This is a genomic window from Micromonospora sp. NPDC023633 (genome assembly GCF_040640035.1).
Lineage (GTDB): Bacteria > Actinomycetota > Actinomycetes > Mycobacteriales > Micromonosporaceae > Micromonospora.
The window spans coordinates 39434-49056 of record NZ_JBFABB010000050.1; the positions used below are offsets into that span (position 1 = coordinate 39434).

At 73.8% G+C, this 9623-nt stretch carries 12 protein-coding genes and 3 tRNA genes; 12 read left to right on the plus strand and 3 right to left on the minus strand.

Going from position 1 to position 9623, the window contains the following annotated elements; translation table 11 throughout:
- Positions 1-147: 147 nt before the first annotated feature.
- The 8 genes from AB0G13_RS17570 to AB0G13_RS17605 all read left to right on the plus strand — a co-directional run bounded on the left by AB0G13_RS17570 (position 148) and on the right by AB0G13_RS17605 (position 4083).
- Positions 148-945: a polysaccharide deacetylase family protein gene (locus tag AB0G13_RS17570; RefSeq protein WP_357875306.1), complete on the plus strand. Its 798-nt coding sequence runs from the start codon at positions 148-150 to the stop codon at positions 943-945.
- A gap of 153 nt (positions 946-1098) precedes the next feature.
- Positions 1099-1171, plus strand: a tRNA-Glu gene (locus tag AB0G13_RS17575).
- Between the two features lie 32 nt (positions 1172-1203).
- Positions 1204-1280: transfer RNA gene (locus AB0G13_RS17580), tRNA-Asp, on the plus strand.
- Positions 1281-1378: 98 nt separating this feature from the next.
- Positions 1379-1452 (plus strand) — tRNA-Phe (locus tag AB0G13_RS17585).
- Between the two features lie 247 nt (positions 1453-1699).
- Entirely contained in the window at positions 1700-2278 is a 579-nt protein-coding gene (locus AB0G13_RS17590; protein ID WP_357875308.1) for a DUF4303 domain-containing protein, read from the plus strand.
- A 163-nt stretch (positions 2279-2441) separates the two neighbouring features.
- Positions 2442-2792: a metalloregulator ArsR/SmtB family transcription factor gene (locus AB0G13_RS17595; RefSeq protein WP_357875310.1), complete on the plus strand. Its 351-nt coding sequence runs from the start codon at positions 2442-2444 to the stop codon at positions 2790-2792.
- Positions 2789-3475 (plus strand): cation transporter, encoded by a 687-nt coding sequence (locus AB0G13_RS17600; RefSeq protein ID WP_357875312.1) that lies wholly within the window; start codon positions 2789-2791, stop codon positions 3473-3475. The genes AB0G13_RS17595 and AB0G13_RS17600 overlap by 4 nt, the downstream gene beginning before the upstream one ends.
- Positions 3476-3477: 2 nt before the next feature.
- A complete protein-coding gene (locus tag AB0G13_RS17605; RefSeq protein WP_357875314.1) occupies positions 3478-4083 on the plus strand; it encodes an isoprenylcysteine carboxylmethyltransferase family protein in 606 nt (201 codons plus the stop codon).
- Positions 4084-4145: 62 nt separating this feature from the next.
- Here AB0G13_RS17605 and AB0G13_RS17610 read toward each other — a convergent pair whose 3' ends face one another.
- Positions 4146-4472, minus strand: a complete 327-nt coding sequence (locus AB0G13_RS17610) for a hypothetical protein (RefSeq protein WP_357875316.1) — start codon at positions 4470-4472, stop codon at positions 4146-4148.
- Positions 4473-4574: 102 nt separating this feature from the next.
- On the opposite strand from AB0G13_RS17610, the gene AB0G13_RS17615 reads away from it, so the two are divergent.
- The 3 genes from AB0G13_RS17615 to AB0G13_RS17625 all read left to right on the plus strand — a co-directional run bounded on the left by AB0G13_RS17615 (position 4575) and on the right by AB0G13_RS17625 (position 6498).
- Entirely contained in the window at positions 4575-5009 is a 435-nt protein-coding gene (locus AB0G13_RS17615; protein ID WP_357875318.1) for a VOC family protein, read from the plus strand.
- A gap of 144 nt (positions 5010-5153) precedes the next feature.
- Positions 5154-5663, plus strand: a complete 510-nt coding sequence (locus AB0G13_RS17620; protein ID WP_357875320.1) for a hypothetical protein — start codon at positions 5154-5156, stop codon at positions 5661-5663.
- 67 nt (positions 5664-5730) lie between these two features.
- The gene (locus tag AB0G13_RS17625; RefSeq protein WP_357875322.1) at positions 5731-6498 is read left to right on the plus strand and encodes a Stf0 family sulfotransferase; all 768 of its coding nucleotides are present in this window, start codon (positions 5731-5733) and stop codon (positions 6496-6498) included.
- Between the two features lie 103 nt (positions 6499-6601).
- Here AB0G13_RS17625 and AB0G13_RS17630 read toward each other — a convergent pair whose 3' ends face one another.
- Positions 6602-7900, minus strand: a complete 1299-nt coding sequence (locus tag AB0G13_RS17630) for a hypothetical protein (RefSeq protein WP_357875324.1) — start codon at positions 7898-7900, stop codon at positions 6602-6604.
- A 252-nt stretch (positions 7901-8152) separates the two neighbouring features.
- Between AB0G13_RS17630 and AB0G13_RS17635 the strand changes: the two genes are divergently transcribed.
- A complete protein-coding gene (locus AB0G13_RS17635) occupies positions 8153-8671 on the plus strand; it encodes an SRPBCC family protein (protein WP_357875326.1) in 519 nt (172 codons plus the stop codon).
- A gap of 124 nt (positions 8672-8795) precedes the next feature.
- Here the strand turns inward: AB0G13_RS17635 and AB0G13_RS17640 are convergent, their stop codons facing one another.
- On the minus strand, positions 8796-9503 hold the full coding sequence (locus AB0G13_RS17640; RefSeq protein ID WP_357875328.1) for a DUF2786 domain-containing protein: 708 nt from the start codon (positions 9501-9503) through the stop codon (positions 8796-8798).
- Positions 9504-9623: the final 120 nt, after the last annotated feature.

Here is a 9623-nt window from a genome sequence, read left to right on the forward strand (position 1 = left end):
GGGTGACCTCCGACCGACCGGGTGACCTCCGACCGACCGGGTGACCTCCGACCGGCGGGGCGACCTTCGACGACCGGGGGTGCCGGGGCGGAACGCCGTCCACTAGCGTCGGGAGGTCCGCCCACCCCGACCCCCCGGGAGCGAACGATGCGCCCACGCGCCGTGCTGGCCGCCGGCCTGGCTCTGCTCCTCCTCCTCGGCGGCTGCGGCGAAGGCACCGCCACCAACCCGCGGGCCGCCGGCCCCAGGCCGGTCGCCTCGGCCCCGCTGCCGGACGAGCCGGCTCCGTCGGCCAAGCCGCGGCCGACCCGCAGCACCCCGCCCAGGCGCCTGGTCCGCCCGCTGCCGGCCAAACTGCCGGCGGGGCTGCGTCGCACCACCGGCGTACGGGCGGTGGCGTTGACCTTCGACGACGGGCCGGACCCGGCCTGGACGCCGAAGGTCCTCGACCGCCTCCGGGCGGCCCGGGTCACCGCCACGTTCTGTGTGGTGGGTACGCAGGCCCGGCGTCACCCCGAGCTGGTCCGGCGGATCGTCCGGGAGGGCCACCAGCTCTGCAACCACAGCTGGAACCACGACCTCCACCTCGGCCGGCGGCCGGTCGCCGAGATCCGGCGGGACCTCGTCCGCACCAACGCGGCGATCCGGGCGGCGGTGCCGGGCGCCAAGGTGCCGTTCTACCGGCAGCCGGGCGGCCGGTGGACACGCGAGGTGGTGACGGTCGCCAGCCAGCTCGACATGCGGTCGCTGCACTGGAACGTCGACCCGCAGGACTGGGGCAAGCCGACCGCCGCGACGATCGTGAAGCGGGTACGCGCCGCGGCCCGGCCCGGCTCGGTCGTGCTGCTGCACGACGGGGGCGGCGATCGGGCGGCCACGCTGGCCGCCTGCCCCCGCCTGATCACCGACCTGAAGCGCCGCTACGGCGTCGCCCGGCTGCGCTAGAAGCGTCTGACCTGCGGTTTTGCGCGCCGTTGTGGCTAGGGCCATACCGGTTTGGTCGAGAGACCGACCATCACGTAAGCTATCCAAGCCTCCGGCGGGGCCGGATGGGAGCAAGTCCGCTTGAAGTTGCGAGTGTGCAATGATGGCGGGGCCGCCCTCATCGTCTAGCGGCCCAGGACGCCGCCCTTTCAAGGCGGTAGCACGGGTTCGAATCCCGTTGGGGGCACGGTCCGGCTTCGGCCGGAGGCAACAAAGCTAGGTCCTGTGGAGCAGTTGGAGTGCTCGCCGCCCTGTCAAGGCGGAGGTCGCGGGTTCAAGTCCCGTCAGGACCGCCAGCGGAGAACGCCGCGCCATGCGCGGCGTTCTGCGTATCGGGGCATGTGACCCTCCCGGCGGAGAACCCGCCGTGCGGGTAGCATGAACCGAGCAACACGGCCAGGTAGCTCAGTTGGTACGAGCGTCCGACTGAAAATCGGAAGGTCGGCGGTTCGACCCCGCCCCTGGCCACATAGCCTTTCGCCGGGCTACTGAAGCGCCGACCAGCGGAAACGCCGGTCGGCGCTTCTGCGTGCGGGGTGAGTCGGAGACCGCTGCGTGACGCGCCGGCCGATCTTCCCCGCCGGTCGGTCGCTGTCGAGTGGGGCTGCCGGGGAGGCAAGCTCGTTGTGGCGGCGCCCCTGCTACGTTGCGTCCTTCCCGGGGCGGCCGGCGTCCCGGCAACCAGGACGAGGCTGAGCCCCCCGGGAGGAAAGCGGTGCCCACCGTCGACATGCCTGCGCTGCGCGAGCGGATCGTCGCGAGCGTCTGCGCGACGATCGGCCCGATGCTCGAGCGACGCGCATCGGAGGAGCTGTACGCGGTGGCGCTCACCACGGACAGCGACGTCATCACGGTGAACCTGCTGGCGCACACCGAAGAAGCCCTCAAGGTGCTTGTCGAAGCCGACGATTCGTATGCCGACGGCTACCGCTGGTGGCCCGACGAGTGGGTCGTCGCGGATGACGACGGGACGCCCGGGCATGGTGTCGAGTCGATGGTCCAGATCAGCCGGGACATGTTCGACACCCACCTCTCCCTCGGCGACGACGCCGAGGCGCACGGCGAATGGTGCGTCCGGGCCCGCGCGACGCTCGAAGAGGCCCTGGGCGACCCCCGCGTCCGGGCGAGCATCGCCGACGTCAACCCCGCCTGGCACCCCGTGCTGTTCGTCACGGACACGGACGGCAATTCGCATCTCACGGTGCGCAGCATCGACCTCCTCAACGACGACCACCCGAACCCCGGCCTCGTCGCCTCCGCCCGCGACTTCTTCGACGAGACGGACGGCGACTGACGGCAACAGATGACGACCGTTGACAGGGGGGCGGCGCGCACGACTGCTCACGCAAGCGTTGACGACAGCCGGCGTCCGGCGACAGGACACGACAAGCCCGTACCCCCGGGTTGACCGCGACCCACCCTGGAAACCGATCGCCACAACCGGCTATCATCGCGCAATGGCGATTGGTTGTACTCCCGGGCTGGCTCCTGCCGCAGCGCTGTTCCGGTCCCTCGGCGATCCCACCCGGCTGGCCATCCTGCGCCGGATCGCGACCGGAGAGGCGCGGGTGGTGGACCTGACCAACGAGCTGGGGCTGGCGCAGTCGACCGTGTCGAAGCACCTGGCGTGCCTTCGGGACTGCGGCCTCGTCGACTACCGGGTGGCGGGCCGCCAGTCGTTCTACGCGCTGACGCGACCCGAACTGCTGGATCTGCTGCGGTCGGCGGAACAGGTTCTCGCTGCCACGGGCGAGGCGGTCGCCCTGTGCCCGGTCTACGGCACGCCGGCCGGTGCGGTGACCACGTGAGAGTGTCGCTGCTGACCCCCGAGCGTCGGGCGGTGCTGTCGCGACGCAGCCTGTGGCTGGCCTACGCCACGGCGGGCTACAACCTGTTGGAGGGCCTGATCGCGATCGCCGCCGGCACGGTGGCCTCGTCCGCAGCGCTGATCGGCTTCGGCCTGGACTCGTTCGTCGAGGTGTCCAGCGCTGCCGTGCTGATCTGGCAGTTCCGTTCCCGGGTGCCCGAGGATCGGGAGCGGCTGGCGTTGCGGCTGATCGCCGTGTCGTTCTTCGCCCTGGCCGCCTGGGTGACGTTCGATGCCGTCCGCTCGCTGTCGACCGGCGGGGACGCCGACGCCAGCCCGGTGGGTATCGGCCTTGCCGTCGCGTCGCTGATCGTGATGCCGCTGCTCGTACGGGCCAAGCGGCGTACCGGGCGGGAACTCGGCTCGGTGACGGTCATGGCCGACTCGACGCAGACCATGTTGTGCACGTACCTGTCCGCGGTGCTGCTCGTCGGCCTGGTCCTCAACGCCGTCTGGGGTTGGTCGTGGGCGGACCCGATCGCCGCGCTCGTGATCGCCGGGGTCGCGGTGAAGGAGGGCCTCGAAGCCTGGCGCGGGGAGCACTGCGACGACTGCGCGCCCCTGCCCGCCGCTGGCCAGGGCTCGGGCTGCGCCGACGCCTGCTGCACCGACGGGAAGGCGTGACGATGGCCTGGCTCGCGCTGCTGCTCTACCTGCTGGGCCTGCTGCTCGCCTTCGGCTGGCGCACCCTGACCCAGTGGCGCCGCACCGGCGACACCGGCCTACGCCTCGACGCCGGCCCGCCCGGCACCCTGCGGTGGTGGGCGAAACTGCTGTTCGTCGCCGCCCTCGTGCTCGGCTCGGCCGGTCCGGCCGCCGCCCTCGCCGGCCTGTCGCCGCTGCCCGGCCTCGACAACCGGCCCCTGCACGTGGTCGGCCTGGTCGTCACCGTCGTCGGCATCGGGGCCACGCTCGCCGCCCAGCTCGCCATGGGTGCCTCGTGGCGGATCGGCGTCGACCCCGACGAACGCACCACCCTGGTGACCAGCGGCGCGTTCGGGCTCGCCCGTAACCCCATCTTCACCGCCATGGCGGCCACCACCCTCGGCCTGGCCCTGATGGTGCCCAACGCCGTCTCACTGGCCGCCTGGCTCGCCCTGCTCATCGCGCTGCAACTACAGGTCCGCGCCGTCGAGGAGCCGTACCTGATCGCCACCCACGGCGACGACTACCGCCGCTATGCGGCCAGAGTCGGCCGCTTCCTGCCCGGCCTGGGCCGAATCGGCGCGTAGAGGCGGGTCCCTAGCGCCTGCCCCGTAGGTAGGAGGGCGGGGCTCGGACGGAGCCCCGGGGTCTACCGCCGGAGCAGGACGAACCAGCCCACCCCGGCCACGGCGAGAAGGAGTGCCACCACGAGCAGGGTGAGCCCGGCCAGGAAGGGCATGGGGATGAGGAACGGTGCCTGCTGGAGCAGCAGACACGCGCCGAGCAGCGCCTGGCCGCCGCCGAGGCGGACGGGTTGGGACTGCTGGCCCGCCGTCAGGCGGGCGACCCGCACCCACGCCGAGGGAAAACGACGCGACACGGCCACACGCACGCCAAAGACGATCATGGCCAGGCTGAGGGCCACGATCACGAAACGCACGGCGGTCCATACCGGGTCCGGATCACTCAGGCTCATGCGGCCCATCATGCAAGGGACGTCAAGGTCGCACGCGGCATCGGCAGCGGCCCGCTCGTCGGCTCAGCCGCGGCTGTCGGAGGTGCGCAGTACGGTCCCGCCATGGCAGCCAGAATCAGCCTGACCCTCGACTGCAGGGACGCGAAGCTCCTCGGCGAGTTCTGGAAGACGGCACTGGGTTACGTGGACGAGCCCCCGCCCGCCCCCTTCCGAACCGTCGAGGAGTGGCACGCGAGTTTCAACCTGCCGGACGACGACCCGGTGGACGACGTGGCGTGGCTGTGCGATCCCGACGGCGTCGGGCCCCCACTCTCCATCCTCAAGGTGCCCGAGCCGAAGACGGCGAAGAACCGATTGCACATCGATGTCCGGGTGCCGGGGCACGGCACCCCCGACGAGCGGTGGGCGCGGATCAGGGCCGAGGCCGAGCGGCTGGTGGAGGCGGGCGGGACCGTCCTGAAGGACTTCACCGGGCACCACATCGTCATGGCCGACCCGGAGGGCAACGAGTTCTGCGTCGCCGCGGCCTCGGCGTGACGGCGCACCCCGTCCGCCTGCCCTGACTGCTGTCGACGGACGGATTGGGGACAGCGGTGGGCCACTCGACTCTGCCAGGCTGACCACCGACCCGCCCTGGTGTTCCGCGTGCGGCGGGGCCGGCGCGACGGGGGGGGATGGAGCGTGTCCGAGCACTCGGCCGCGCGGTCGGCACCGACCGCGCCGTTGGTGGTGAATCCGGGCCGCCTGGCGGTGGGACAGATGGTCGTGGTCGGCGCTGCTGCCGCCCTGTTCCTCCGCGGGACCGACAGCGGCCCGTGGGGGCTGTTCGCCCTCTTCGTGGGCGTGCGCGCCGTGCTGCTCGCCGGCGCGGCGGCGCTGCTGACGGTGACCTACCTGCTCGGCACGCTCACCCGCCACGGGTCGCGGCTGACCGAGAGCCCCGGCCGCCGGTGCGGCTGGGCCCTGCTCGTCTGGGCGGGCGGTGCCGCGCTCGTCGGCTACGGGCGTACCGCCCTCGGCCACCTCGGCTTCGAGCCCGACCGGCATCCCGAGGTCGGTCACTGGTTGCTGGGCCTGGGGGCGGCACTGGTGGTGGGCGTCTTCACCCGGTCGCGACAGGTACGGATCGCCTCCGCCGCGATGATCGCACTCTTCGTGGTGGGCACCGCCGCACTGCGAGCCCTCGGCTGATCGCGCGGGCCGGCGTGGCTGACGAATCCGGTTGCGGCGGGCGACCGCGCTGCGATTGGGTGCTGCCATGCCGACGGACCGTGTCGACTCCTACTTCATCTGCGGCACCCCGCGCACCGGCAGTTCCCTCCTGCTCGGGTTGTTGGAATCCACCGGTGTCGCCGGTCGTCCTCAGGCCTACTTCCGCTCGCCGGACGAGCCGCTGTGGGCCGACCGGTGGCGGCTTCCCCGCACGGCGGGCGGCGGCTTCGACTACGCGGACTTCGTCCGGGCCGCGCTCGCCGCGGGCCGGACCGACAACGGCGTGTTCGGCGCCAAGCTCATGTGGGGAACGCTGGAGGAGGTGGTCGCCAGGCTCGCGGCGGTCCACCCCGAGCTCGACGGCAACGACGTCGCGCTGCTGACCAGGGCGTTCGGCCGCACCGGCTTCGTCTACCTGCGACGCGACGACGTACTGGCACAGGCGGTGTCGCGGCTGCGCGCCGAGCAGACCGGCAGGTGGTTCATCGGCGGCAGTGGGGAGATCAGCGGCGACGCCGGCAACGGGCGGGCGCCCCGCTTCGATGCGAACGGGATCAGGCACTACATCGAGGAGATCAGGGAGCACAACGCGGCCTGGGAGGCGTGGTTCGCCACGTGGGGGATCCACCCACACGTCGTGCGCTACGAGGAACTGGCCGACGACATGGTCGCCACCACGCGCGGCGTCCTCGACTTCCTCGGGCTCGACGTGCCCGAGGACGGCTGCGCCGTCGTCGCCCGTCACCAGCGCCAGGCCGACGAACTGAACCGGCAGTGGATCGCACGGTATCGGGCAGAGGTGACCGACGACTGATCCGTCGACCGGCGGTCGGCTGGTCGACCGGCCGGGCCCCGACCCTTGACCGCGCTCGACGGGGCCGCAGGCGGGTCGACGGCGGTCAGGCCGGCCGGTGGGGTCAGCGCCGCTGTTGGCGGTGCTGGGCCATCCCGCCCTGGATCGCCTCCCAGACGCTCCGGCCGGCCTGCCGCAGCGTCTCCCCCGCCTGCTCGGCGAGCTGGGCCGCGCTCTGCGCACCCCCACCGCCACCGCCGGGGGTCTCGGGCCGCCGGCCCTGCCCGCCCTCGGAGGGGCCGCCCGACGGCTCACGCTGCCCGCCGCCGGGTCCGCCGACCCTCTCACCGCCCGGCTGCTGCGCGCCCTGTTCCGCACGCCGCTGTGCACCCTGCTCCGCACCACCCGGCCGCGGCCCGACCTGCTCGCCACCACCCGGCCGCTGCCCGACCTGCTCGCCGCCCGGCCGCTGCGCGCCGCGCTCCTCGCCGCCCGGCCGCGGCCCGCCCTGCTCCGGGGCGCCCCCCTGGCCTCGCTCCCGTTTCTCGGGCCCGCCCGACTCCCGGCGGGCCGCCTCGCGCCCCGCCTGCTCGCGTGCGCGCTGCGCCTGGCCCTGCTCGCCCCCGCCCCCTGACCCGCTGGCGAGGCCACCACCCCGGTGGGCCGGCCCGGCCCCAGGCTCCCCGCCCTGCCCTGGGCCGCCCTGCTCCCGCAGGGACTGGTCGGCGACCGCGCCGATCGCGCCCACCTGCTGGCCGAGATCGTCGGTCGCGCCGCCCCGCTCCACCGGGCCGGCGAGCTGCTCCACCGGGCCGGCGAGCTGCTCCACCGGGCCGACGCCCCGCTTCACCGGGCCGGTGAGCCGCTTCACCGGGCCGGTGAGCCGCTCCACCGGGCCGGTGAGCCGCTCCACCGGGCCGGTGAGCCGCTCACCCAGGTTGCCCATCTGCTGCGTAGCGCGGTTCACGTCGTCCAGGGCGGCCGTCGCCGTGTCCGACAGCGCCTGGATGACCTGCGGGTTGCGGTCGATGGTGGTCAGCGCGCGGTCGAGGATCTCCACCAGCTTCTCCAGCCGCACCTTGAGCAACGCCTCGGCGTGCGCCCCGGTGATGTCCAGCTCGACGCCCTGGAGGTGCACCCGGACCCCGGCGTCGAGCTGGAGAAGGTTGGCCAGTCGGGCCCGCAGGGAGACGTCGGCGTCCAGCTCGTCGACGGCGAGCCGGATCGAGTCGACCGACACCTCCGGTATGTCCAGCAGGACGTCCGGCTCGGCCTCCCCGCCCCGCCGGGCCGGCTCCGCCTCTCCGCCCCGGCGGGCAATCTCGGTCTCCCTGTCCCAACGGGCAGGCTCCGCTTCCCCGTCGCGTCGGTTCGATCGACCGCCGGTCCGGTCCTGATCCCGCTGCTGCGCGTTCTCGCTCATGCTCCCCGCTCCGCATCCTCCGGCCGGGCCGGCCGGGACCGTTCGGCGCGGGTACCCGCAATCCAGCCGAACATCCCGTCGGGACGGCGATGCGACCAAGGCGATCCGCGTCCTCGACGGTGGCCACGACGACGTCGCCGATTCCCGGCCACGGGTCAACGCGCCGGTGGGGTCGGCGTACCGGGAAGGCGGCATCGAAGCCGGCAATCGCGAAGCTGCGCACCCGGGCATCAGCCGGTATGGTCCGGGCCTATGGGACAGGAGATGGCTGACCCGGCCGGCATCCGGCAGGAGTCCGAACAGTTCGCGTTGCGCAGCGCCCTCCTGGTCCCCGCGCCCGCGGAGCGGGCGTTCGAGGTGTTCACCGGCGCGCTGGCGCAGTGGTGGGTGGTGGAATACACCTGGTCCGGACCGGAGCAGCTGGCCGACCTGGGCGTGGAGCCCCGCGCCGGCGGCATGCTCTACGAGATCGGCCCGCACGGCTTCCGCTGTGACTGGGGCCGGGTGCTGAGCTGGGATCCGCCGGAGCGGCTGGTCTTCACCTGGCAGATCGGGGCGGATCGGGCGCCGGTGCCCGATCCCGCGAAGGCGAGCGAGGTGGAGGTGCTCTTCCACCGGGACGGGCCGGAGCGGACCCGGGTGGAGGTCGAGCACCGGCACTTCGACCGGCACGGCGAGGCCGCGGAGGGCTACCGGCAGGCGTTGACCGCCGGCTGGCACGAGCTGCTCACCCGCTACGCCGCCAGGGTGGCCAACCGCGACGCCGGCTGACCGCCCTCCGACGGCCCACCCCCTACCGCGATCAGCCGGCCCGTGATCGTCACGATCGCGGGCCGTGTCCGTCCCCACCCCCGGGCCCCGGGCCCCGGGCCACCGCGCGACGGGCTCCGGCGGGTCAGCGGCCGAGGCCGGGACGCGCACCCGGTGCGGTGGCGACGCCCCGGCCGCCGAGGTCGGCGCGGTGGCCCGCCTCGGCCCCCGAGCCGAACCCGCCGCCGGCCAGCCGGCGCGGCGCGGCGGTACGCAGCCGTGGATACACCTCGGCGACGCGGTGTCGGACCCGGTCCGACCGGTCGGCCAGGACCAGTGCCACCGAGGGCGCGCCCGCCTCGGCGACCGCCCCCGCCTCCGCCGCCCTGAGCCGCATCCCGATCACCTGGGCGAACCCGGCCAGCCAGGAGCGCCGGAAGGCGGCAACGTGCGCGCCGGCCGGCACCTCGGCGCCGACCAGCCCGTGCGCGGCCTGCACCAGCAGCGACGTGAAGAGCAGCTCGACCCGTTCCAGGTCACTGGCGAAGCCGAAGAGGTGCATGGCGAAGCCGGCGCCCTCCTGCCGGCGGACGCAGCGGCAGCGCAGCGGATCGGCGACCGCGGCGAGCAGGCCGGCCTTGTCCCGGGCGTACGGGGCGACGACCTCCACCACCCGGTCGCCCACCGGGTCCGTGGCCGGGTCCCGGGCGGCCAGCAACGCCCGGTCCACGCCGTAGCGGGCGATCAGCTCGGTCGCCTTGGCCGTGAACGCGGCCGACTCGGCGGGGGTGCAGGCCGGGTCCTCGGCCTGGGCCAGCAGCTTGCGCACCTTGCTGAGCATGGCGTCGGACATGCCCCTCAGCCTGTCACGGCCAGCGGCCCCCGCCGCACCGCGCCCGACCGGCTGGCACCCCGGCGCTCCGGCCGGCGTGCCCCGCCGTCCCGGCCCGCGCCGCACGCCACGCACCCGGCA